This window comes from Halosaccharopolyspora lacisalsi (genome assembly GCF_014137975.1).
GTDB lineage: Bacteria > Actinomycetota > Actinomycetes > Mycobacteriales > Pseudonocardiaceae > Halosaccharopolyspora > Halosaccharopolyspora lacisalsi.
Map to the genome: position 1 here is coordinate 733,732 of NZ_JACGWZ010000001.1, position 21,159 is coordinate 754,890.

Consider the following 21,159-nt stretch of genomic DNA (forward strand, 5'->3'; position numbering starts at 1 on the left):
TCGCGCGGTCGGGGCGAGGTTCCGGTTTCGCGCGAAACCGCATTCCGGCGGTTTCGCGCGAAACCGGGTAACTACCCAAGGTGCGGAGGCAGTTGGCCGGGTCGTTCGCCTTACCGGCGCAGGGTCGCGTGACTGCTGTCCAGCTCCTCGGTGGAGGAGACGCCGAGCAGCCGCATCGTGCGCACGATCTCGGTGCGCAGGATGTCCACGGCTCGCTGGACCCCGCGTTCGCCACCGGCCATCAACCCGTACAGGTAGGCCCGTCCGACCAGGCAGGAGTCGGCGCCTCGTGCGAGCGCGGCGACGATGTCGCCCCCGTTGAGAATGCCGGTGTCGAGCAGGATCTGCGCGCGGTCACCGATGGCCTCCCGCACGCGGGGAAGCAGTTCCAGCATCGTCGGGGCGCGGTCGAGCTGGCGTCCGCCGTGATTGGACAGGATGACCGCGTCGGCGCCGAGCTCGACGACGTGGCGGGCGTCCGCCGCGTTCTGCACCCCCTTGATGATCAGCGGCCCGTCCCAGAGCTCACGCAGCCACTCCACGTCGGCGAAGCTCAACGTCGGGTCGAACATCTCGTCGATCAGTTCGGCGACCGTGCCCTCCCAGCGCTTGAAGGAGGCGAACGTCAGGGGCTCGGTGGTGAGCAGGTTGAACCACCAGGACGGGTGCATCGCGCCGTCGGCGATCGTCTTCAGGCTCAGCGACGGCGGGATCGTCAGTCCGTTGCGCACGTCGCGCATCCGGGCTCCGCCCACGGGGGTGTCCACGGTCAGGACCAGGCTCTCGTAACCGGCGTCCTTGGCGCGCTGGACCAGCTCCTTGCCCGCCGAGCGGTCCCGCCACACGTAGAGCTGGAACCACTTGCGCGCGTCGGGGCCGGCCGCGGCCGTGTCCTCGATCGAGGTCGTGCCCATGGTGGACAGTGCGTACGGGATGTCCGCACGCTCCGCCGCTCGCACCACCGCCTGCTCGCCCTCGTGGTTCATCATGCGGGTGAACCCGGTCGGAGCCAGCGTGAACGGCAGTGCGGAGCGTTTGCCCAGGATGTCGCGACTGGTGTCCACTTCGGAGACGTCGCGCAGGATGCCGGGGTGGAACTCGACGTCGTTGAAGGCCCGTCGCGCCCGCCGCAGACTCGTCTCCCCCTCGGCCGCGCCGTCGGTGTAGTCGAAGACGGTGCGTGGAGTTCGGCTGCGGGCGATGGAACGCAGATCACCGATCGTGTGCGCGTGCGAGAGCCGCCTTTCGGTGGGGTTGAGCTGCGGCGGGTTGACGCGCAGCAGTGGGCGTAGCTCGGACCAGCGGGGCAGCTGTCGCCGTACCATGTGTGGACCGTCCCTTCCGTTCCCGCGACGGTTGCCTTGTATCTATGCGACGTACCGTACCCCTCGCGTCCTGCCACGCCCACCGTTCGAGTGATTTTCAGCCTGCGGCGGGGAACTCCGCGGTCGTGCCGTCCCGGCCGACGGCGGTCCAGGCCGTCACCTGCCCCGACGGGTCGGTCCTGGCGGTGACCCGGGCCTTCTCCAGTGCGTCGGTCGTGCTCACGCCGCTGCCGCCGAACTCGCGCACCGCGAAGTAGTACAGGTCGGCCACGTTCCGGCAGGTCGAGTTGCCGTCGCAGGTGGAGTACATGTCGGCCCTGAAGTTGTCGTCGATGCGCGACCGGTTCGACTCGGTGAACCGGTCCTGGTCCTGGTAGTTGCGGTAACCGAAGTCGTGTCGGTAGCAGCTGGATGTGAACTCGTAACCCAGCGGTTCGTCCGGTGACCAGGAACAGGCGTCGGCCGACCAGTCCAGCTGGTCGTCGTGGGGCCTGTCGGCCCGTACGTCGACGAAACGCGGCAGCGAGACCTCGAACAGGTATCTGTCGGTGACCTCCCGCAGCCGGCTCTCGTCGAGATCGGCGGCGCCCGCCGTGAACAGCAGGGTGGACGCGGCGGCGGTGGCGGTCAGCAGACTACGGACGCGGCGGCGGGTGGGAGTGGCGCTCACGGTGTGACTCCTCGGATCGACGTTGACACTCCCTGTGATATATCCGCCGCGCAGGGTCGCTGTCGTGCAATGTGATCCGAGCGTTTCGTGAACGTTGTGTGCTGTTCGGGTTCGCCGCCCCGGAGTCCTTAGTCGTTCAGCTCGAGGAGCATGCGGGTGTTGCCGAGTGTGTTGGGCTTGACGTAGGGGAGGTCGAGGAACTCGGCCACCCCTACGTCGGCGGAGCGGCGCATCTCGTCGTAGACCTCGCTGCTGACCGGCGCCCCGGAGATCGGTTGGAAGTCGTGGCGGGCGAAGAACTCGGTCTCGAAGGTGAGCACGAACAGTCGCAGCAGGCCCAGTTCGCGGGCGAGATCGATGAGCTGGCGTACCAGGCGGTGTCCCACGCCGAGTCCGCGCACGACGGGGTCGACGGCCACGGTGCGGATCTCGGCCAGGTCCTCCCACAGCACGTGCAGCGCGCCGCAACCGACGATCCGGCGCCCGGACTCCCCGTCGTCGAGCTCGGCGACCCAGAACTCCTGGATGCTCTCGTAGAGCGTCACCAGGTCCTTGGCCAGCAGCACTCTGCCCGCGTAGGTGTCGACCAGCGTCTTGATGGTCCGGACATCACCGATCCGGGCGCGACGAATCAGTATGGCGCTGGTCGCATAATCATTCATACGGCAACCCTATCCGAACTGTCCAGCGACTCCGGCTTTCGGACGTGGCGCGTAAGCGGAGGGTGGTATGATCACTCCTCACCGTAGTCGTGGTTCGAAGGTGCGCTAGCATCGTGGGGAGGGTCGAGGAAGGGCTCGAGGCGGAGGCCGGGAAGGGGAGCACCACCACGATGTCCGACAGGGCGGGTGGAGGTGGATAGCGGCCTGTCCGGGGGCGCGAGTGTGGCCGAGGCCCGCGTCACCCGTGTCGTCACTCTTCGTCGTGACCCTCGGCGGTGGCGTCACGAGGGTGAGTGAGTCGATCACCGGATCGTGGACGCTACGCTACCCGCGGCGGCTGAGCACCGGTACTTCGTGCCGGAGGCTGAGTGCGCTCCACACCGACCCGACGGAGGGTCGGAAACACCACGACCACCACGATTGTTCGACCGGACGAGCCCGTCCGGTCCGTTCGCTCGCGCAGGATCTGTCCGGGGAGAGGCCATGGCGGCGGAAAGTGCGGTTCCGGGACCTCCGGGGGGCCACGAGTCCAGGGGTGGGCCCGGCCCGGTACCGGTGCTCAACATCGCCAATGTGCTCACGGCCTCACGGTTGGTGCTGGTGCCGGTCTTTCTGGCCACCCTGTTCTGGGCCGGTGGCCACGAACCCCTCTGGCGTTACGTCGCCACCGCCGTGTTCGCGCTGGCCTCGGTGACCGACCGCATCGACGGTGACCTGGCCCGGCGGCGCGGGCTGGTCACCGATTTCGGCAAGGTGGCCGACCCGATCGCCGACAAGGCGCTGACCGGGGCCGCACTCGTCGGTCTCAGCCTTCTCGGCGACCTGATGTGGTGGGTGACGCTGGTCATCGTGGGCCGTGAGCTGCTCGTGACGCTGCTGCGGTTCTGGGTGATCCGACACGGGGTCATCCCGGCCAGTCGTGGCGGCAAGCTCAAGACGATGCTCCAGGCGGTGGCCATCGGCCTGTACCTGCTGCCGCTGGGTGGCTTCGGTCTGCCGTTGCAGTGGGCGGTCATGGGCTTGGCCGTGTTGGCGACCGTGGTCACGGGGTTGGACTACGGAGTGCGCGCGCTGCGGTTGCGCTCGACGGGTGAGGGCGGGAACACGGAGTGATCGAGGCGCTCGGCCTGCCGCGGGAGCGGGTGAGTTCGGTGCTGGACGCGCTGCGCGCCCGCGGTTGGACCGTGGCCACGGCCGAGTCGTTGACGGCCGGGCTCGTCAGCGCCGCGCTGACCGAGGTGTCCGGGTCCAGCGAGGTGGTCGCGGGCGGCCTGGTCGTGTACTCGACCGAGCTGAAGTCCCGGCTGGCCGGGGTCGACGCGGAACTGCTGGCCGAGCGCGGTGCCGTTCACCCCGAGGTGGCCGAGGCGCTGGCCGTCGGTGCGCGGTGGCGTTGCGGAGCGGACTGGGGGGTGGGGCTCACCGGAGTGGCCGGCCCGGACCCGCAGGACGGCGTGGCTCCGGGGACGGTGCACCTGGGTTTCGCGGGTCCGACGACGGTGGCCGTGCGCTCGGTGCGGCTCTCCGGTGATCGCCACGCTGTCCGCGCCGGCGCGGTACGAGCCGCTATGGAACATTTCCGGCACCTCCTGCGTTGACTTTACTGTCGGACCACCCGGTATCGTCGAAGGCAGTGAGACGACGTCCAGTGAGACAGCGGTCGGTGGGCCGGTCGGTGGGCCGGTCGGTGGGCCGGCGGTCGACGAAACAGGACCGGCCTCCCGGATATGGACCGGGGCCGACGATCGATCGATTTCCTCATGCCTCCATGCGAGTGAGTCTCGTTCGCTTTCGGCGGACGTGTCCCCGTTCGGCACAGCCGGGTGGTTCGCTGTGAGTAACGTGGGGATCGTTGACGCGTATCGCAGGATGTAGGCGACGAAGAAGGGAGGCGCGCGATGACCGTGTTGTTGCGGGAGGCAGTCGGTGAACGACTGCGTCGCGCCCGAGCGGGTCAGTCTCGCACGCTGCGAGAGGTCTCGCGCGCGGCTCGGGTCAGTCTCGGTTACCTCTCCGAAGTGGAACGCGGCCGCAAGGAAGCCTCCAGCGAGCTGCTCGGCTCGATCTGCGAGGCGCTGGATCTGCCGCTGCCCGAGCTGTTGGTCACTGTGGCCGGCGACATCGACGGTTCCGGCGCCTTCGTCGCCCCCTCCGTGGTCGAGCAGGCTTCGCCGGCCGACATCGGGGGTGACCGGTTGATGCCGGAGCTGCTCGGTAACGAGTTCTCCGAGGTCGAGCAGACCGACGGCGAACCGGCCCCGGCGCAGGCACAGGCGCACTCCGCGGGTGACTCCTCCGGGACCCGAGTCGCGGACGAGGAACAGGAGCGGCGACTGCAGCCGATGCTCAGCCAGCGCATCAGTGCTCCGACGAGAACTTCCGGTGGAGTGGTCATCGCGGCCTAGCTCGTACGGCTTCGACACGGGCTGTTCCCGAGGGGCTGTCAGGGTTTTTCCGTAGATCTGCCGGGTTTGGTGGAAGCCGCCGCGTCGAGCTGACACGATGGGGTTGACACGCGGTGGCACGGCGGGTGCCGGCCGGTGTCGTCGGCAGCCCAGCACGTAGAAAGCAGGCGGAGGAGATGGCCAACCCGTTCGTGAAGTTCTGGAAGTATCTTATGGCGGCTTTCTCGTCGAAGGTGGACGAGCACGCCGACCCGAAGGTGCAGATCCAGCAGGCCATCGAGGAAGCGCAGCGGCAGCACCAGACGCTGTCCCAGCAGGCCGCCTCGGTCATCGGCAACCAACGCCAGCTGGAGATGAAGCTCAATCGGCAGTTGGGGGAGGTCGAGAAGCTGCAGTCCTCGGCTCGCCAGGCTGTGACGATGGCCGACCAGTCCCGCGCCGAGGGCGATGAGAGCAAGGCCCAGCAGTACGAGGACACGGCCCAGCAGCTCGCCAGCCAGTTGGTCACCGCCGAGCAGGAGGTCGAGAACATCAAGAATCTCCACGAGCAGGCCGCTCAGGCCGCCGACCAGGCCAAGCAGGCCGTCGAGCGCAACGCTCAGGTCCTCCAGGAGAAGACCGCCGAGCGCACCAAGCTGCTCAGCCAGCTCGAGCAGGCCAAGATGCAGGAGCAGGTTTCCAGTTCGCTCAAGCAGATGACCTCGGAGTCCAGCACCGACAACACGCCGTCGCTGAACGAGGTCCGCGACAAGATCGAGAAGCGCTACACCACGGCGCTGGGCGAGGCCGACCTGGCCAAGAACAGCGTGCAGGGCCGCATGCAGGAAGTGCAGCAGGCGTCCCGGGAAGCCGCCGGTTCCGACCGGCTCAACCAGCTGCGGGCCTCGATGGGCAGCGGTGGGGAGCAGCAGCAGGTCACCAGCGGTGAGCAGCAGCAGGTCACCAGCGGTGAGCAGGAGGCGAGCCCGGCTCCGGCGCCCCAGCGTCAGCAGCAGAATCCGCAGTCCGGTCAAGCGTGACCCGTGGTGAGTGGACGTAAGCGCGGTGCGGAACTGACCCAGTGGGGTGAGTACGCGGCCGAACAGTTGCGCGGGCCGGTGCTGACCGGCTTGCGCAAGAGGCTCGCCGCGTTCCGGGATCCGCGAGCGCGGTTGGTACGTCGACGCAAGTGGGCCAAGCGGACCACCGTTGCCGGGGGCACCACCACGGGGCTGCTCGGCGGCGGTGCTTTTTTCTCCTGGGGGCCGCAGTTCCTCGGGGTTCCCGCGATGGATACCGCGGTGGAAACGGCGCTGGACGCGGCCTCCTTCGGGATCGGGGGGCTGGCACTGGCCGCCGGCGTCGGAACGGTCGGTGCCTGGAGGAGGTACCGGAGTCTGAAACGAACGCCGCTGCCGGAACCGCCTCCGGAACCGGTGTCACTTCCCGCGCACGATTCGCAGGCCCGCGAGCCGATGCGACGGCTGCGCGAGGCGGAAAAGAGCCTGCACGACGCACTGACGCGCCTGTCGGAGGGTGCGAGTGTCGCCGGTGAGTCGGTGGCCGATGCTCGGGCCACCTCCGCCAGTGCCGCCACGGCGCTGCGCGAGGTCGCCGATCGCCTGGTCGCGGTCGAGGGGGCGCTGCCTCATGCCCCCGAGGCCGAGCGGGAGACGTTGCGCGCCGACGTGCGACGACTGCGGTCCGAGCTCGACGAGGGCGTCGAGAGCTACGGGCGTCTCGTCGCGGCGGCGGGGCGAGCCGTCGCCGCCAGTGGCGCCTCCGAGCAGAAGGACCTCATGCAGGACGCCACGGACCGGTTGGCGGGACTGGCCACGGCCCTGCGGGAACTGTCCGGAAGCGGTTCCGGCTCGCCGATGTCGGGGGCGGATCCGGACCGGAGCGAGAAGCGCGACGACTCGCCAACCTGAGGCTTTTTCGCGAAAGTGCTCCCCTGGGGCTGACGGGACGTTGTCGAATAGTAATCTCTGCATCGTTGCGCTGTGCCGTCTTGAAGCCCGTGCGGGGCCCGGGGAGGACTTAGGTGGCTTTGTGGACCGTGCACGGCAACGGTCGGAGGCTCGCTGACGATGCCGTCGTCGGCACCGGCGAGCGCCTGAGCTGGCCGGTGACCGTCGGGTTCGGCCTCCAGCACCTGGCGGCCATGTTCGGCGCGACCACTCTGGTGCCGTTGCTGACCGGCTTGCCCGTGAGCACGACACTGCTGCTGTCCGGCGTGGGCACGTTGCTGTTCCTGTTCGTCACCCGCAACCGGGTTCCGAGCTACCTGGGGGCCTCGCTGGCCTTCGTCGTGCCGTTGAACGCCGCCCAGCAGGGCGGAGCGGGGCCGGCGGCGCTGCTGGGCGGAATCCTCGTGGTCGGGCTCGTCGTCGTGGCGGTCGGGATCGCGGTCAAGGCACTGGGGGTGCGGCTGCTGGAGTCGGCGATGCCTCCCGTGGTCGCCGGTGCCGTGGTGATGATGATCGGGCTGAGCCTGGCTCCGCAGTCGATCTCGGCCTTCCATCGGCAGCCGGTCGCGGCGGCGATCACGCTCGGCACGGTGGTGCTGGTGACGGCGCTCGGCCGCGGCATGTTCTTCCGGATGTCGGTGCTGGCCGGGGTGCTGGCGGGTTGGGGATACGCCGTACTGACGGAGCGGGTGGCGCCGGAACGGTTGGAGGCGTTGCACGGCGCGCCCTGGTTCGGGACGCCCGAGCTGATCGTGCCGCATGTGCAGCTGTCGGTGGTTCCGTTCCTGCTGCCCCTGACGATCGTGCTGGTCGCCGAGCACGTGGGTCACGTCAAGGCGGTCGCGGCGTTGACCGGGCGCAACCTCGACAGCAGCGTGGGGGACGCGTTGATCGGTGGCGGGTTGGCCACGACGCTGGCGGGCTCGGCGGGGGGAGCCGCCACGGTCACGTACTCGGAGAACATCGGCGTGATGGCCGCGACCAGGGTGTACTCGACGGCGGCCTGCATGGTGGCCGCGGCGGGCGCGGTGCTGCTGTCCTTCTCGCCGAAGTTCACGGCCTTGATCAACACGGTGCCGGTGGGAGTGCTCGGTGGGGCCACGTTGGTGCTGTTCGGGATGCTGGCGCTGATCGGGATGCGGATCTGGACGGAGGCGGGGGTGGACCTGTCCGATCCGGTGAACCTGTCCGTGCTCGGTACCGCCCTGGTAGCCAGCGTGGGCGGACTGACCCTGTCCCTCGGCGACGTTCGCGTGACGGGAGTGGTGTGGGGATCGGTCGGCATCGTGCTGGTCCATCCCGTGCTGCGCCGCATCGCCGATGCCCTCGGGCGATCACGCGGTGGTGAACGGCAAGCCCCCTGACAACGGGGGATTTCCCGGTTTCGCGCGAAACCGGGAAACCGGGAAACCACCGTGGTTGTTCGCCGGTTTCGCGCGCGTCGCCTTCCAGGGGGAGATCAGGCGTCCTGCTCGTCGAACTCCTCCGCGTCGTCCTCGCCCGAGTCGTCGAGTTCGACGCCGTGCCGGTTGCGCCCGGCGCGGAGTGCACGGGCCAGCAACAGGTTGAACGAAAGCGCGACCTCCCGCGCTCCCGGAGTGCCCCACTGGTGGATCGGCATGCACGCGCCCTGGGCCTGTTGCACCGCCAGCCGATCCGGCAGCGACACGGGCATCACCAGGGGCCCGAAGATGTCCCGCAGCTCCTCGATGCGGAACTGGTGCTCCTGGGACCGTTGCCGGATCCGGTTGACCACCACCCCGAGCGGTTGCAACCGCGGGTTGTTCTCGGTGCGCTCGGACTGAACCGCTTCGAAAGCGCGTTGCACCCCGGAGACCGCGAAGATCGTCGGCTCCGTCACCAGCAGGGCCCGATCGGCCGCCACCAGCGCCGAGCGGGTGAGCCTGCCCAGCGACGGCGGGCAGTCCAGCAGCACCAGCTGGTACGGCGGTTCCCCTTCCTCGACCGGCAGTTCGGACAGCGCGTCGGTCAGCCGCGCCAACTGTCGATCGTGCCTGTCGTGACCGTTGTGGATCTCGGCGTCCTCGGAGCCGACGAGCACGTCGACCTCGTCACCCCACGCGCTGCGTCCGATCGCGTCGCGCAGCACGTCCGCCCGGGGGTGAGCGAGCACGTCGCTCAGTCCCCTGGCCGTTTCCTCCGGTTCCAGTGACGCCGTCGCGTTGCACTGTGGGTCCAGATCGACCACGAGCGTGCGCGCGCCGCGACGCATGGCCGCCGACGCGAGACCGAGCACCACGGTCGTCTTGCCGACGCCGCCCTTGAGACTCAGTACTGCCACCGTATGCACGCCCGTAGCCTACGGAATCAATCACCGCCGGTGTGTGCTGCTTCTGTCTCACACCCGCCCAGCCGCGTGCCGGGAGCGTCTGACCCGCGATTACGCTTTTGTCCCATGAGATCCGACGCCGTGCACCGCGTGCTGGAAACCGAACTCGCCGAGGCGCGCCGGCGGCGCGGTGGCGAGACCCCCCAAGTCCTCGACGTGGGTGGAGGAAGCGGGGTGTGGGCGGTACCGCTGGCCCGGCAGGGCTGTGTCGTGACCGTCGTCGACCCCAGCCCCAACGCGCTGGCCACCCTGCAACGCAGGGCCGCCGACGCGGGGGTCGCCGAGCGCGTCAAGGCACTCCAGGGCGATACCGACGCGCTCCCGTCGCTGCGTCCGCGGGGCGGTGCCGACCTGGTGCTGGGCCACGGGCTGCTGGAGTACGTCGACGACGTCCCGTCGTCACTGCGCGCCCTGATGGAAGCCGCGTCGGCGGGCGGCGTGGTTTCGGTCCTGGTCGCCAACCGCTACGCGGCGGTGCTCGCGCGTGCGTTGGCCGGACGGACGCACGAGGCGCTGCGGCTGTTCCGGGACCCCGACGGCAGGTTGGAGGGCTCGGCCGACACGGTCCAGCGCCGGTTCGACAGCGAGACGCTGCGGCGGATGCTGGAGGAAGCCGGGTTGACCGTCGAAGCCGTGCAGGGTCAGAGTGTGCTCAGTGACATCGTCGCCGGCTCGGTGCTGGAATCCGGCGCCGGTGCCGCCGAGGCGCTCGACGAGCTGGAACTCGCCGCCGCCGACCGGCCACCGCTGCGGGACATCGCGACCCGGTTGCACGCTTTCGCCAGGACCCCGAGCTGAGGCGCCGTGCTCACCGAGAGGATGATGTCGTCAACTTCATCGGCTTCTGTGGCGGGACCGGGTAGTCGTCTCGACGCTGGGGCCGTATCCTGAAGGGCGACGCCCCCAAGCGTTCGCCGGATCCGTACCCCGCCAGGCGGTAGCCTTGCGGTCTCCGGCGCCACCGAGACACCAGTGCCGGAGGAGGAACCATGCCACTCTCCGAGCACGAGCAGCGAATGCTCGACCAGATCGAGCGCGCGCTCTACGCCGAGGATCCGAAGTTCGCCTCCAACGTGCGGGGAGGGCGGTTGAAAAGCCCTTCCCGGCGGCGGCGCCTGCAGGGGGCCGCTCTGTTCGTGTTGGGGCTGATCCTGCTGGTGGTCGGCGTGGTGATACCGGTGACACCAGCCGGTATCCCCGTGGTGAGCGTGGTCGGCTTTCTCGTGATGTTCGGCGGAGCAGTGATCATCCTGTTCGCGATGCGTAGTGGTGGGGACGACTCCGAGTCGCAGCAGGCCGGCGGCGGTTCTTCCGGTGAGAAGCGCAAGAACGCCGATCGCGGGTCTTTCGCACAGCGTATGGAAGAGCGTTTCCGCAAGCGTTTCGATCAGTGATCGACCTGTGGCCAAGGTGCCCCCGGAACTCCACCGGGGGCATCGTCACGTCGACTTCCGCATTCGACTGACCGCGGTACGGCGTCGCGACCCGCCGGTGCTCACCCTCGGTCGTCGAAGCGCAGCACCGACCGGGGCAGCAACCGGGCACGCCGGCTCAGTGGGGCGCTGCGATGCAGGCCGTCCACCACTTGCCGGAGCAGAGTCTCCAGATTCGGATCCGTCTCCCGGCCCGCCGGGGCGTACCAGTCCCGCTCGACCGCCGTGACCAGTTCTCGGATCGCCCGAGTGCCGTCGGCGTCCAAGCCGTATCGCTCGGAGAGGTGCGCGGCGGTCTCGCGCACGGTTTCCGTCGCAGCCGGCCGTGTGCCGCGATCCCGGAATTCGTCGAGCACTTCGTCCCAGGCCGCGCTCGCCGCTCCGGCGGCGCTCCCGGTGACCAGGTTTCGGCGGCGTCGCCGCCGCAGCGACCGCACGGACACGGGAGCCATCAGCAGGCCCAGCGCCGCCACGAGCATCGCCAGCACCGTCCGGATATCTCCGTAGGCGGGCGTGGCGGGGTTTCGAACTGGGGTGATCGGTTCCTGGTCGTGTTCCTCGCCCCGGGGTTCGCTCGTCTCAGTCGAGGACGGGGTGGGTTCCGAGGTCTCCGCGGACGGATCCGGGAGCTGACTGTTCAGGTAGGACGGCAGCGAGCTCCGGTCGTCGTCGAGCGGTGTGGGATCGAACCTCGTCCATCCCACGCCGGGGAAGTGGACCTCCACCCAGGCGTGGGCGTCCCTGGTGGTGATGACCCGGTGGTCGCCCTCCTGACGCCCGGAGGTGAAGCCGACCGCCACCCGCGAGGGGATCCCCACCGCCCGCAGCATCACCGCCATCGAGGACGCGAACTGCTCGCAGTAACCGCGCTTGCCGTGGAACAGGAAGTCGACCAGCGCACTGCTCGAGGTGCGAGGTGCGGTACTCAGGTCGTAGGTGAAGCCGTTGGAGGGGTCGGTGAAGAAGCGGTTGAGGGCCACGGCCCGGTCGAAGTCGGTCCGGGCGCCGGCCGTGACGCGCCGGGCCAGGTCGACGACGCGCGGTGGGACACCGTTGAGCTCCAGGTAGGCCGGCTCGACTCCGAGCGGTCCCCGCGCCCGGCGCAGCTGTGTCGGACTGGGGTCGGGGAACGCCGCGAGTTCGACGTAGGGCCGGGACGGTTGCTTGGTGCGGGTGTAGATGATCCCGGCCGCCGGGTCGTAGCGCCAGCTGGGCCCCATTCGACCGTCTCCCGGCCTCGACACGCGCAGCGGCTTCCCGAAAACGGGCAGCCACGCGTCCCGATAGCCGACCGGGTCGATCTCGATCCTGGTCGGCGGGCCCTGCGGCGGCGGAGTTCCCGGTGGGCGGGGCAGCGGCTTGCCCGCGCTCGTTCCCCGGGTGAGCCCGGCGATCTTCCAGCCGCTGTTCGGATCGAACTCGCGCAGCGTCATGGCCCGCAGATAGGCGTCGCGCGGTAACCCCCGCACCCGGAACAGCTCGGTGGGAGAGTCCCGGCTGAGCTGGCCGCGCAGCGAGGTGAACGGCCGCAGCCCGATGCCCCCCGTCGCCGAATCCCGGCCGGCCGGGTCCGCACCCGGCAACCGCCCCTCGGTACCGACTCCGGTGAAGATCGACCCCACCAGCAGGGCGACCAGGGACGCGGCACCGGCCACCACCAGCGAGTGCCGCCCGAACCGGGGAACGGTGATCTGGTTGTGGCCGCCGTCACTCGTCGGTGCCCGTCGTTGCTGCCCCTCGACCACGAGCAGCAGGACGAAACCCGCCGCCCCGGCCACGAAGGCCCACCACGGCAGTATCGAGTCCGACAACGACGCGGGTACCGCGAACACGCACAGCAGCACCAACCCGGCTACGGCCGGGGCGCGCGCGGCCACCGCGATCGCGTCCACCAGCAGCGTGACCAGCCCGATCCCCACGAACACCAGGGACTGCACGGCCGTGTCGGCGGGTACCGGCGGGACGCCGTTGCGGACCACGTCCATGGCTCGCGCGAGCAGGTCCAGCAGCTCGGCGAAGGAACCGGCGAACACCAGGACGGACAGCACCAGCGTCACCGCGAGCTGGGCGAGCATCACCAGCACCGCCCACCGCACTTCCGACCTCGTGAGCAGCCACCGCCCGAGCAGGCCGGTACCCGCCACCGCACCGGCCACCAGGGCCAGCGGAGGAAACCAGCGCGCGTCGGCGAAGACGCCGGTGAACGAGCTCGAGGTGAGCAGGACCGCGAACACCGCGGCGAGCGTGGTCCACCCCGTACGCGTACTCAATCGATCATCACCGCCGAACCGCTCTGCCGGCACAGCCGCTCCCACACCGCTGCGGCCGGGGTGTCGGGACCGTCGACCGTGACCACGGACCACCCGGCCGCGCGCAACCGGTGAGCGGTCACTTCCGGCCGGAAGCCTCCGTCGGCGGCGTCACCGTTCCACGCGCGCACGTCCAGCAACAGCGCCAGACTGCGTGCTCCGGGCGGGCGGACCTTCGTCAGCTCCGTGACCCCGGCGGTCGTCGTGGCGCCGAGCACGGCGATCAGTTCCCGTCCCACCCCCGGATCGCTGTCGCAGACCAGTTCGCGTTGGGGAGAGGGCTGCAGGGCGGCCAGCGCCTCCAGCGTCGTGGAGTCGTCCCCTCGCGTCATGCCGGAATCCCCGCTCAGGCAGTGTCCGACCTGGGTGACGAGCCGGGCGTGGCGACCGTGGTGGCGCAGGTGCGCGTGGATGCTGGCCGCCGCTGAGATCGCCCACTCGAGGCTCGACCGTGCTCCCGTACCCCGGTGCGCGGAGCCGCGGTGATCGACCAGCACCGTGACACCACCGTGGTGGGGCTGCTCCTCGTTGCGGACCATCAGCTCGTCCCTGTGGGCGGTGCTCTTCCAGTGCACGCGTCGCATCTCGTCGCCGTGGCGGTACTGGCGCACCATCGTGTCGTCCTCGCCGTGGCCCGCCTGCAGGTACTGGGTTCCCTCCTCGCCACCACCCAGTCCCGAACCGGCGGGCAGCCCCCGCATCGGCACCACCCGTGGTACCGCCACCAGTCGGTCGTGACCGCTCAGCTCCCGCTCGAACTCCGAGAGCCCGAACGGGTCGCTCACCCGGGTGCGCAGCGGTCCGATGTGGTGGATTCCGCGCAGCGCCGGGTGTATCGGGTACTCCAGGATCGTGCCCCCTCGGGCGGGCGAGTGGTCGAGCGCGAAACGCGGTCTGGCTCCCAGCGCGTAGGGAACGCCGTCCTCCAGGCGCATCCCGCCGACCGGGAACCGGCCGTCGTGGTGGACCAACAGCCGCACCGTGGCCGTCGAGTCCACCGACACCTGATCCGGCAGGAGTTCGCGCTCGGCCCGCAGACCGAACCGGGTTCGTGCCGACAACCACGACGCCAGCAGCGGCAGCGTGATCACGAAGACCGCGACCCGCAGCAGATCGCGCTCGTCGAGAACCACGGCGCACACCGCGGCGGCCAGGCCCGCCGCCAACAGGCATCGCCCGCGAATGGTGAGGCCGGAGAGCACGGTTACCGCCGTTCGGTCTGGTCGCCCCGGGGCACCGTCACCTGACGCAACAACCCCTCGACGAGCTCGGCGGCGGAGTGACGGGTGGCGTGGGCCTCGCCGGTGAGCACGAGCCGGTGAGCCAGGACGGGAACCGCCACGGCCCGTACGTCGTCGGGGACGACGAACTCGCGCCCGAAGAGCGCGGCCTGCGCACGAGCGGCGCGTACGAGGTGCAGCGTCGAGCGGGGCGAGGCGCCCAGTCGCAGTTCCTTGAGCTTGCGGGTGGCCGTGACCAGGTCGATCGCGTAGCGGCGGATGTCCTCGCCCAGGTGTACCGCTCGCACCGTGTGCAGCAGGGACTCCACCTCGGGGCCGTCGGTGACCGGGCTCAGCTTGTCCAGCGGGTCGCTGGCGGAGTGCTCGTCGAGCATGGCCAGTTCGGCTTGCCGGTCGGGGTAGCCGATGGACACGCGGGTGGTGAAGCGGTCGCGCTGGGCCTCCGGCAGGGCGTAGGTGCCCTCCATCTCCGCGGGATTCTGGGTGGCGATCACCATGAAGGGCTGTTCCAGCGGGTAGCTCGCGCCGTCGACGGTGACCTGGTTCTCCTCCATGCACTCCAGGAGCGCCGACTGGGTCTTGGGGGAGGCGCGGTTGATCTCGTCGCCGACCACGACGTTGGCGAAGACCGGTCCGCCGCGGAACTCGAAGCTCTCGTGCTGGCGGTTGTAGACCGACACCCCGGTGATGTCGCTGGGCAGCAGGTCCGGGGTGAACTGGATCCGGCTGGCGGTGCAGTCGATGGAACGGGCCAGCGCCTTGGCCAGCGAAGTCTTGCCCACGCCGGGCACGTCCTCGACCAGCAGGTGGCCTTCGGCCAGCAGGGTCACCAGCGCGGTGCGCACCACGGAGGTCTTGCCGACCAGGACCTGTTCCATGTTGCCCGCGATGCGCTGAAGCGTCTCGTGCGCGCGCTCGATGCTCACCGGTTGTGCAGAGCCGTTGGTGCCGCGCTGGTCCGTGCTCGGGGCGGGTGTGTGCGTTGGTGACGTCACGCAACCTCCAGGTGCTCTAGCCGGTCTCACCGTGGCGGTTGACGGCAATGGTCGGCGCCGAGTTGTTTCACCCGGATATGCCACGCGAGCGACGCGTGCCCAACAGTGTCGCAAACCACCGGCTCCCGCCTGAGTCGGCCGGGGGCGCGCTGTCGTTTTCCCCACTCCCGACGGTCCAGCTGGGACCACGTTGACCAGCACCGACGAGTCGCTTCGTCCCGCAGGTGGGCGTTGTTCATGTTGACCGTGGGGCAAAGTGGGGTAATGTGGGGCAAAGTGGAGAGGTGAACCGCTGTTGATGGTGCCATCGGCGGTCTGTCGAGGTTCTGTCGGCGGTGTTGGTGACGGTCTGTCGAGGACGTTCGTCAGCGGTCGGGGAGGTGGTCGTCGATGTTTCTCGGTACCCACACCCCCAAGCTCGACGACAAGGGGAGGCTGGCACTTCCGGCGAAGTTCCGGGACGCCCTGGCAGGGGGACTGATGGTTACCAAGGGTCAGGATCACTGCCTGTACGTCTTCGCGCCCGCCGAGTTCGAGCAGATGGCACGAAAGGTGGCCGAGGCCTCCTTCACCAACGAGTCGGTCCGTGCCTACCAGCGACACCTGTTCTCGGGTACCGAGGAGCAGGTGCCGGACGGGCAGGGGCGGATCGCGCTCTCCGCGGAACTGCGCCGGTACGCCGGACTGAGCAAGGAATGCGTGGTCATCGGAGCGCTCAATCGGTTGGAGATCTGGGACACCGACCGATGGCGGTCCTACCTCGACGAGCACGAGGAGGACTACGCGAAAACACAGCAGGAGGTACTGCCCGGGGTCTTCTGACCTCCGAAGCGGTGCCGGCGTCGACGACAGCGTCGACGGGTGTGCGGAAGCGAGTGCCGTAAGGCCTCTGTCCGCTCGGCTCGGCCGGGCTGATGCACCTTCCCCGGTGTCAGCAAGCCGCGAGCGGGCGGGGACCTGGCGGCACTCGTCGACGACGCGATGACAACAGTGAGGCACGCGGGAGGGAGGGACCGCTGTGGCCGACCAGAACCGGGAACGGGACTCCGACCACGCGTGCGATGAGTCCGCTCGGAACGAACACGTGCCGGTGTCGCTGCGGCGCACGCTGGAGTTGTTGGAGCCGGCGGTGTCCGAGCGTCCGGCCGTGGTGGTGGACGCGACACTGGGGCTGGGGGGACATGCCGAGGCGCTGCTGAGCGCCCACCCGCGGCTGACTCTCGTGGGGCTCGATCGGGATCCGCACGCACTGCGACTGGCCGAGCGGCGGCTGGCTCCTTACGCGGACCGCATCCATCTCGTGCGGGCCGTCTACGACGAGCTGCCGGAGGTGCTGGAACGGCTCGGCCTGTCCGAGGTGCGGGGAGTGCTGTTCGACCTGGGAGTCTCCTCGTTGCAGCTCGACCGTGGCGAGCGCGGTTTCTCCTACTCCCAGGACGCACCGCTGGACATGCGGATGGACACCGAGGCCGGGCCCACCGCCGCCGACGTGCTCAACACCTACTCGGCCAAGGAGCTGGCCAGGGTGCTCGGCCGCTACGGCGAGGAGAAGTTCGCCTCCAAGATCGCCAACGCCGTGGTGCGCGAGCGGGAGCGGGACCCCTTCGCCGACAGCGGGCGACTCGTGCAACTGCTCTACGACACGGTTCCCGCCGCGAGCAGGCGCACGGGTGGTCATCCGGCCAAACGCACCTTCCAGGCACTGCGCATCGAGGTCAACGGCGAGCTGGAGGCGCTGAAGCGGGCGCTGCCGGTGGCGCTGGACTCGTTGGCGCGCGGAGGTCGGATCGTGGTCATGTCCTACCACTCGTTGGAGGACCGGATCACCAAGCGCGCGCTGGCCGAACGAGCCACCTCGAGCACGCCGGTGGACCTGCCCGTTGAACTGCCGGGACACGGACCGCAGCTGCGGTTGCTGACGCGCGGTGCCGAACTCGCCGGTGAGGAGGAGACGGCGACGAACCCGCGGGCCGCGTCGGTGCGGCTCCGGGCGGCGGAACGGATCAAGGAGGGGGATTGACGGCGCCAGCACGCGGTAACAAGCCCGCGGCACGCAAGACCGGCCGGGGGAAGCCCACCGAGAACACACGCGCTCGCTCACGTGGCCGGACACGCTCTTCGGCGGTCGAGCGCGCCTATGCCCGCAGGCAGGGGCGCACCGAACGCGCCGGGGACGAACGCCGGGCTCGGCAGCCACAGCGTCCCAACGCTCGCGGCTCCCAATCGCCGCGGCAGCAGGGATCGAAGAAGGGGACCCCTCCGAAGGGGGCCGCTTCGAAGGGAACGTCCGCGAAGCGGGGGGAGTCCTCGAAGGGAACGTCCGCGAAGCGGGGGGAGCCCTCGAAGGAGAGTGCTGCGCAGCAGCCCTCGGCGAAGGAGGACTCCGCGCAGCGGCGAAGCTCGGCGATGCACAAGGCGCGCCAGCTTCCGAAGAAGGTCACGCAGTCGAACGTGCCGTTCGTGGTGACGGTGATGGCGGTGCTCACGATCGGGATCGCCGGAACCCTGTGGCTGTCCAGCGCCGCGGTCAGCAACACCTACCAGCTACGGCAGGCCCAGACCAGGGTCAACGTGCTCAGTGAGCGCAAGGAGGACCTGCTGCGTCAGGTCAGCGTCATGAACTCGGCCCCGGCGCTGCGGAAGCGAGCCGAGGAGCTGGGCCTGGTGATGCCGGGGGAGGCCGCACACGTGGTGATGCACCCCGACGGCTCGGTCTCGATGGTCGGCGATCCCGAACCCGCGAAGGCACCTCCGGCTCCGCCACCGCAGCGGCCACCGGCTCCCGACGCCGGACCCCCCACTGCTCCGGCGCCGCCACCGCAGCGGCCACCGGCTCCCGACGCCGGACCCCCCACTGCTCCGGCGCCGCCACCGCAGCGGCCACCGGCTCCCGACGCCGGACCCCCCACTGCTCCGGCGCCGCCACCGCAGCGGCCACCGGCTCCCGACGCCGGACCCCCCACCGCTCCGACTCCGCCACCGCAGGAGCGCTGATGGCAGGCGGCAGGACGAGGCGCTTGGGCAGGGGTAACCGGACCGCGCGCACGGACGTCGCCGGTAGTGGGCGTCGGCTGCGGGTGGGGCGGCTGCTGTTGGTGGCCGTCCTGGTCGTCGCCGGTGCGAAGTTGGTCGTGGTGCAGGGCTTCCAGGCCAGCGCGCTGTCGAAGAAAGCGACGGACCAGCTCGCCACCGAGAAGACCATTCACGCCGAACGGGGTTCCATCACCGACCGGAACGGGCGTGTGCTCGCTTTCAGCAGCGAGGCCAGGGAGCTCTACGCCAATCCGCAGTTGCTGGTCAAGCAGCAGCGCGCGGCGCACGCCAAGGATCCCAGCAAGCCGACCGCCCCCGAGATCAAGCGAAAGATGGCCGCCTACATAGCCCGGGTGACCCACGGCGACATCAGCGAGCAGCAGGCGCGCGAAGCGCTTTTCTCGGACGAGGAGTTCCTCTACTTCGGGGGGCTGATCGACCCCGGCGCGGCCCGCAAGATCACCAACGAGTTCCCGCGGATCGGTTCGGAGTACCGTGCCACCAGGCAGTATCCGGCGGGGAACGTGGCCGCGAACGTTCTCGGGGCGGCGAACTGGCGCAAGGACGAGAAGCAGATTCGCGGTCAGCTCGGCCTGGAGAACGCCCTCGAATCCGTCCTGGCGGGAGAGAACGGCAAGAAGATCTCCGAGACCGCGGCGTCGAGCAGTCTGGTCATCCCGGGCAGCGAACGAACGCTCAAGCCGGCCCAACCGGGCACGGACGTGCAGCTGACCATCGACTCGGATCTGCAGTCCCGGCTGCAGCGCAAGCTGGCCGACTACGTCTCCAAGACACGGGCCGAGGGCGGCAGCGCCGTCGTGCTCGACAGCCGGACCGGTGAGATCCGTGCGCTGGCCAACGACAAGACCTTCGACCCGGCCAAGCCGGAGACGTGGACCAGCGAGGCCCTCGGCAATCCCGCCGTGACGACCCCCTACGAACCCGGCTCGGTGAACAAGATCATCACGGCTGCCGGGGCCATCGAACACGGGATCGTCCAGCCCGACACCGTGCTGCAGGTGCCGGGGCAGATCAAGATGGGCGGTATCCGGGTCAAGGACGCCTGGGACCACGGCACGAACCCGCTGACCTTCCGGGGGGTCCTGGGCAAGTCGTCCAACGTGGGCACTCTCATGACGGCGCGAAAGCTGGGCAAGGACCGCTTCGCCGAGCTGGTGAAGCGATTCGGGCTCGGCAAGCCCACGGGTATCGCGCTGCCCGGCGAGAGCGCCGGTGTGGTTCCGCCGCGCAACCAGTGGTCCGACACGACCTTCGCCAACCTGCCGATCGGTCAGGGCATGTCGATGACGGTGCTCCAGATGGCGGGCATGTACCAGGCGATCGCCAACGACGGTGTGCGCGTCCCGCCGCGCGTGATCGAGGCGAAGATCGAACAGGACGGGACCCGTGTGGCCCAGCCCGCTCCCCCGGGAGTGCGGGTGGTCAGCGCGAAAACCGCCGACACGGTCAAGAACATGCTGCGCGCGGTGGTGCAGGACCAACCGGGTGCGCGCCAGGACGGTACCGCGCCGGACGCCGACGTGGTGGGTTACCAGATCGCGGGCAAGACCGGTACGGCTCAGCAGGTCGATCCGAAGTGCGGCTGCTACAGCAACTCGAAGAACTCGATCACCTTCGCCGGAATGGTGCCGGCCGAGAACCCGCGCTACGTGGTGGGGATCATGCTGGACAACCCGTCCAGTGACACGCACGAGGCTCATTCGGCGGGGCCGCTGTTCCACGACATCGCCTCGTACCTGACCCAGCGTCACCAGATCCCCCTGTCGGACAACCCCGAGCCGAAGCTGGCCCTGCGTCCTCCGAAATCCGGAGCACCACCGGCCGGCCCGTGAAGTGTGAGTTCGCGGTCGCCCGCGCGGCTTCAGCAGTCGGTGCTGTTCGCCGCGCGGCGCCGCACCGCGGAGATCGCCGTATCGCGTGACTCGCGTCGACGAGGCACAGTGGTGAGTGGACAGTACTTTTCGCGGTGACAAGGAGCTTCGTCATGGCCGACCGCAACGCCACCACCTCCTGGAGCGGCGACCTCGCTTCGGGGACGGGAACGGTGACGCTGGATTCCTCCGACGCGGGCCGGTTCCCGGTCTCCTTCCCGGCCAGGACGGAGGAGCCCAACGGTCAGACCAGTCCGGAGGAGCTGATCGCGGCGGCGCACTCCTCCTGCTACAGCATGCAGCTGTCCGGGCTGCTCGGCGAGTCCGGACACACCCCGCAGCGGGTCGACACCAGTGCCGAGGTCACGCTGGGCAAGAGCGGTGACGGGCTCGCGATCACCGGTATCGCGCTGACCGTGCGCGCCAGCGTGCCCGGCGCGGACAGCGCCACGTTCCAGGAGGCGGCGCGCAAGGCCAAGGAGATCTGCCCCGTCTCGGCGGCGCTGACCGGAACGACCATCACCCTGGACGCGGCCCTGGAGTGAACGCGGTCCTCGGCCGTGGCAGGGGGTTCCGCACGGTTCGTTCTCCGAAGCGGCGTCAGCCGCTTCGCGCCCGCGCGCTCGATCGGCACCGCTCACGAGCGGTGCCGATCGCTCGTTCCTGCGGGGTGTGGGCGGTTTGGACGAGTCGGGTCCCGTCGCGGAGGCTGCGGCTGACGAGGGCGCTACGGCCGGGGGTCGGGATTTGACGGTGCCGACGAGTTGACCGTCGTCCTTGTCGGCGCTCATGCGGAGATCGCGGGTGGAGCCCGGTGGAGGCGTACCTCACAACACCGGCAGTGCTGTTCCGTCGATCATCTCCGATATGCGCACCAAAGTCGGGTAACGTTGTG

The 21,159-nt window shown here is 69.5% G+C and carries 20 protein-coding genes; 13 read left to right on the forward strand and 7 right to left on the reverse strand.

Going from position 1 to position 21,159, the window contains the following annotated elements; genetic code table 11:
* Positions 1-110 precede the first annotated feature (110 nt).
* The 3 genes from FHX42_RS03585 to FHX42_RS03595 form a co-directional block, all read right to left on the reverse strand.
* Positions 111-1,325 (reverse strand): alpha-hydroxy acid oxidase, encoded by a 1,215-nt coding sequence (locus FHX42_RS03585; protein WP_182542712.1) that lies wholly within the window; start codon positions 1,323-1,325, stop codon positions 111-113.
* A 97-nt stretch (positions 1,326-1,422) separates the two neighbouring features.
* Complete coding sequence (locus FHX42_RS03590; RefSeq protein ID WP_182542713.1) at positions 1,423-1,995, reverse strand: phospholipase; 573 nt, start codon at positions 1,993-1,995, stop codon at positions 1,423-1,425.
* Between the two features lie 128 nt (positions 1,996-2,123).
* Entirely contained in the window at positions 2,124-2,657 is a 534-nt protein-coding gene (locus tag FHX42_RS03595; RefSeq protein ID WP_182542714.1) for an amino-acid N-acetyltransferase, read from the reverse strand.
* A gap of 483 nt (positions 2,658-3,140) precedes the next feature.
* Between FHX42_RS03595 and pgsA the strand changes: the two genes are divergently transcribed.
* The 6 genes from pgsA to FHX42_RS03630 all read left to right on the forward strand — a co-directional run bounded on the left by pgsA (position 3,141) and on the right by FHX42_RS03630 (position 8,375).
* The gene (gene pgsA / locus FHX42_RS03600; RefSeq protein WP_182542715.1) at positions 3,141-3,770 is read left to right on the forward strand and encodes a CDP-diacylglycerol--glycerol-3-phosphate 3-phosphatidyltransferase; all 630 of its coding nucleotides are present in this window, start codon (positions 3,141-3,143) and stop codon (positions 3,768-3,770) included.
* Positions 3,770-4,255 (forward strand): CinA family protein, encoded by a 486-nt coding sequence (locus FHX42_RS03605; protein ID WP_328795958.1) that lies wholly within the window; start codon positions 3,770-3,772, stop codon positions 4,253-4,255. The genes pgsA and FHX42_RS03605 overlap by 1 nt, the downstream gene beginning before the upstream one ends.
* A 300-nt stretch (positions 4,256-4,555) precedes the next feature.
* A complete protein-coding gene (locus FHX42_RS26275; protein ID WP_235986886.1) occupies positions 4,556-5,062 on the forward strand; it encodes a helix-turn-helix domain-containing protein in 507 nt (168 codons plus the stop codon).
* 176 nt (positions 5,063-5,238) lie between these two features.
* Positions 5,239-6,081, forward strand: a complete 843-nt coding sequence (locus tag FHX42_RS03620; RefSeq protein WP_182542718.1) for a PspA/IM30 family protein — start codon at positions 5,239-5,241, stop codon at positions 6,079-6,081.
* A 6-nt stretch (positions 6,082-6,087) separates the two neighbouring features.
* Positions 6,088-6,972, forward strand: coding sequence for a phage shock envelope stress response protein PspM (pspM, locus tag FHX42_RS03625; protein ID WP_182542719.1), 885 nt, complete (start codon positions 6,088-6,090; stop codon positions 6,970-6,972).
* Positions 6,973-7,085: 113 nt separating this feature from the next.
* Positions 7,086-8,375: a uracil-xanthine permease family protein gene (locus FHX42_RS03630; protein ID WP_182542720.1), complete on the forward strand. Its 1,290-nt coding sequence runs from the start codon at positions 7,086-7,088 to the stop codon at positions 8,373-8,375.
* A 95-nt stretch (positions 8,376-8,470) separates the two neighbouring features.
* Here the strand turns inward: FHX42_RS03630 and FHX42_RS03635 are convergent, their stop codons facing one another.
* Positions 8,471-9,322 carry a ParA family protein gene (locus tag FHX42_RS03635; RefSeq protein WP_182542721.1) on the reverse strand — a complete coding sequence of 284 codons (852 nt, stop codon included), beginning with the start codon at positions 9,320-9,322 and terminating at the stop codon, positions 8,471-8,473.
* A gap of 105 nt (positions 9,323-9,427) precedes the next feature.
* On the opposite strand from FHX42_RS03635, the gene FHX42_RS03640 reads away from it, so the two are divergent.
* Both FHX42_RS03640 and FHX42_RS03645 read left to right on the forward strand, forming a co-directional pair.
* Positions 9,428-10,159 (forward strand): class I SAM-dependent methyltransferase, encoded by a 732-nt coding sequence (locus tag FHX42_RS03640; protein ID WP_182542722.1) that lies wholly within the window; start codon positions 9,428-9,430, stop codon positions 10,157-10,159.
* A gap of 191 nt (positions 10,160-10,350) precedes the next feature.
* Positions 10,351-10,755, forward strand: a complete 405-nt coding sequence (locus FHX42_RS03645; protein WP_182542723.1) for a DUF3040 domain-containing protein — start codon at positions 10,351-10,353, stop codon at positions 10,753-10,755.
* 101 nt (positions 10,756-10,856) lie between these two features.
* Here FHX42_RS03645 and FHX42_RS03650 read toward each other — a convergent pair whose 3' ends face one another.
* Genes FHX42_RS03650 through FHX42_RS03660 form a run of 3 tightly spaced genes read right to left on the reverse strand, consistent with a single transcriptional unit; the run spans position 10,857 to position 15,222 of the window.
* Positions 10,857-13,064 carry a transglutaminase TgpA family protein gene (locus tag FHX42_RS03650; RefSeq protein WP_182542724.1) on the reverse strand — a complete coding sequence of 736 codons (2,208 nt, stop codon included), beginning with the start codon at positions 13,062-13,064 and terminating at the stop codon, positions 10,857-10,859.
* On the reverse strand, positions 13,061-14,305 hold the full coding sequence (locus FHX42_RS03655; protein WP_182542725.1) for a DUF58 domain-containing protein: 1,245 nt from the start codon (positions 14,303-14,305) through the stop codon (positions 13,061-13,063). The genes FHX42_RS03650 and FHX42_RS03655 overlap by 4 nt, the downstream gene beginning before the upstream one ends.
* 2 nt (positions 14,306-14,307) lie before the next feature.
* Positions 14,308-15,222 carry an AAA family ATPase gene (locus tag FHX42_RS03660; RefSeq protein WP_182543483.1) on the reverse strand — a complete coding sequence of 305 codons (915 nt, stop codon included), beginning with the start codon at positions 15,220-15,222 and terminating at the stop codon, positions 14,308-14,310.
* A gap of 507 nt (positions 15,223-15,729) precedes the next feature.
* Between FHX42_RS03660 and mraZ the strand changes: the two genes are divergently transcribed.
* From mraZ to FHX42_RS03685, 5 genes are all read left to right on the forward strand, one after another.
* On the forward strand, positions 15,730-16,161 hold the full coding sequence (gene mraZ, locus FHX42_RS03665; protein ID WP_182542726.1) for a division/cell wall cluster transcriptional repressor MraZ: 432 nt from the start codon (positions 15,730-15,732) through the stop codon (positions 16,159-16,161).
* A 196-nt stretch (positions 16,162-16,357) separates the two neighbouring features.
* On the forward strand, positions 16,358-17,359 hold the full coding sequence (gene rsmH / locus FHX42_RS03670) for a 16S rRNA (cytosine(1402)-N(4))-methyltransferase RsmH (protein WP_182542727.1): 1,002 nt from the start codon (positions 16,358-16,360) through the stop codon (positions 17,357-17,359).
* A 386-nt stretch (positions 17,360-17,745) separates the two neighbouring features.
* On the forward strand, positions 17,746-18,333 hold the full coding sequence (locus tag FHX42_RS25805; RefSeq protein WP_220479471.1) for an FtsB family cell division protein: 588 nt from the start codon (positions 17,746-17,748) through the stop codon (positions 18,331-18,333).
* Positions 18,333-20,225 carry a peptidoglycan D,D-transpeptidase FtsI family protein gene (locus FHX42_RS03680; protein ID WP_182542729.1) on the forward strand — a complete coding sequence of 631 codons (1,893 nt, stop codon included), beginning with the start codon at positions 18,333-18,335 and terminating at the stop codon, positions 20,223-20,225. The genes FHX42_RS25805 and FHX42_RS03680 overlap by 1 nt, the downstream gene beginning before the upstream one ends.
* A 152-nt stretch (positions 20,226-20,377) precedes the next feature.
* Entirely contained in the window at positions 20,378-20,809 is a 432-nt protein-coding gene (locus FHX42_RS03685) for an OsmC family protein (RefSeq protein WP_182542730.1), read from the forward strand.
* The last annotated feature ends 350 nt before the right edge of the window (positions 20,810-21,159 follow it).

Bases quoted from the DNA above. Each gene is read 5' to 3' on its own strand.
- pgsA (WP_182542715.1), top strand. From the start codon at position 3,141: ATGGCGGCGGAAAGTGCGGTTCCGGGACCTCCGGGGGGCCACGAGTCC.
- FHX42_RS03645 (WP_182542723.1), top strand. From the start codon at position 10,351: ATGCCACTCTCCGAGCACGAGCAGCGAATGCTCGACCAGATCGAGCGC.
- FHX42_RS03640 (WP_182542722.1), top strand. From the start codon at position 9,428: ATGAGATCCGACGCCGTGCACCGCGTGCTGGAAACCGAACTCGCCGAG.
- FHX42_RS26275 (WP_235986886.1), top strand. From the start codon at position 4,556: ATGACCGTGTTGTTGCGGGAGGCAGTCGGTGAACGACTGCGTCGCGCC.
- FHX42_RS03595 (WP_182542714.1), bottom strand. From the start codon at position 2,657: ATGAATGATTATGCGACCAGCGCCATACTGATTCGTCGCGCCCGGATC.
- FHX42_RS03620 (WP_182542718.1), top strand. From the start codon at position 5,239: ATGGCCAACCCGTTCGTGAAGTTCTGGAAGTATCTTATGGCGGCTTTC.
- FHX42_RS03685 (WP_182542730.1), top strand. From the start codon at position 20,378: ATGGCCGACCGCAACGCCACCACCTCCTGGAGCGGCGACCTCGCTTCG.
- FHX42_RS25805 (WP_220479471.1), top strand. From the start codon at position 17,746: ATGCACAAGGCGCGCCAGCTTCCGAAGAAGGTCACGCAGTCGAACGTG.
- FHX42_RS03585 (WP_182542712.1), bottom strand. From the start codon at position 1,325: ATGGTACGGCGACAGCTGCCCCGCTGGTCCGAGCTACGCCCACTGCTG.
- mraZ (WP_182542726.1), top strand. From the start codon at position 15,730: ATGTTTCTCGGTACCCACACCCCCAAGCTCGACGACAAGGGGAGGCTG.
- FHX42_RS03660 (WP_182543483.1), bottom strand. From the start codon at position 15,222: ATGGAACAGGTCCTGGTCGGCAAGACCTCCGTGGTGCGCACCGCGCTG.
- FHX42_RS03680 (WP_182542729.1), top strand. From the start codon at position 18,333: ATGGCAGGCGGCAGGACGAGGCGCTTGGGCAGGGGTAACCGGACCGCG.